Raw genomic sequence first — 1,224 nt, 5'->3', positions numbered from 1 at the left:
AATGAGGTATTCGCTCAATATTTACCTGATGATCCTGACAAGCACATCGAGCTAAGTGCACAGTACTCTAGTCATATCTATCGCTACCTACGCGGCGAGATTGACTTGGTGTATGAGCACGCGGGCAAGTATTACGTTGTGGATTACAAGAGTAATTACTTAGGAAATAGCCTAAGTAATTACAACAGTGAAAATTTGAGTAAGGCTATGAGTAAGGCAGGGTACTGGTTACAGGCTGCTATCTATCAAGTCGCACTACACCGATTCTTGAGATTACGAATAAATGGCTATACTGGCAATGAAGAGAATTACCTAGGCGCTGTAGAGTACGTGTTTTTGCGTGGTATAGACTCGCAAGGCGCGCATGGTCTAAATGATTATGGGCGAATCAAATGGCAAATTCCTTTTGCACTCGTGCAAGCACTTGATGAGATGTTCGGTAGTCCAAGTATTTAGACACTATATAAATTCTAAACCGTTAAGCGAATTAATAATGAATAACAGTAAAGACGTCAATACTACTTTTAATACGATGCAGACCAGTCATGAGCTTGGCAGTATTACCTCAAACATAGAGGATACGACTACGAGTAGCGCAGATATAGATAGCAATTGGGCAACTAGCGTCAGCCAGTATTTACTTGCGCGGCGACAGCAGACGTACCAAGCCTATCAGAGTCAACTACAAGTAAACAACGCAGAGAATGAAGACGTGGCTCTGGCTGATGACGATTGGCTATTTAAATCTCTCCTTGAGCTGCTCGTACAACGTTTGGAGGAGGGGCATACGGTTGTTACTCTGTCGAGCACAGGTCATTTAGATCGTACCTGGCAGTGGCAGCTTGTACAGCCCTTGTTCCAGCCGTTATTAGATTATGCGACCAGTATTCTTGCTCAAAATATCGATATACAGACACTTATAGACAATAAGCACACGCTATGGAAAACCGTGATGCTTCAATCCACTTTATCGCAATTTGAGCAACAACGCTTTGCGCAGCGCTTTGACGCGGCAACTAAGTTATATAACTATATTCAATCTTTAAATAATGACGATAAAGAAAATAGCCTAAGCAAACTAATTCATAAATTGTCACAAAAGAAGCTAATAACAAATAATAAAAAAGAAAACAGAGCATCACCAATTATTTTTGAAACAACCTTTGAAGAAAGTAGTCTTCAAAAGAGTAGTGGTACAACGCTTACCCTCTGGTTGCATCGAAC

Annotated in this window: 1 protein-coding gene and 1 pseudogene; both read left to right on the top strand. The window is 41.0% G+C overall.

Annotated features, from left to right (window positions below; translation table 11 throughout):
* Nucleotides 1–456: PD-(D/E)XK nuclease family protein (locus ACTXGO_RS16425; RefSeq protein ID WP_443574957.1), on the top strand; the 456-nt coding region annotated here is incomplete at its 5' end.
* Nucleotides 457–493: 37 nt separating this feature from the next.
* Nucleotides 494–1,224 (top strand): annotated as a pseudogene (locus ACTXGO_RS16420) (hypothetical protein); the annotation flags it as partial.

The organism is Psychrobacter sp. T6-1 (assembly GCF_052258445.1).
Note: the sequence above shows the minus strand (reverse complement) of the source record. Positions and strands in the feature narration are given on the sequence as shown.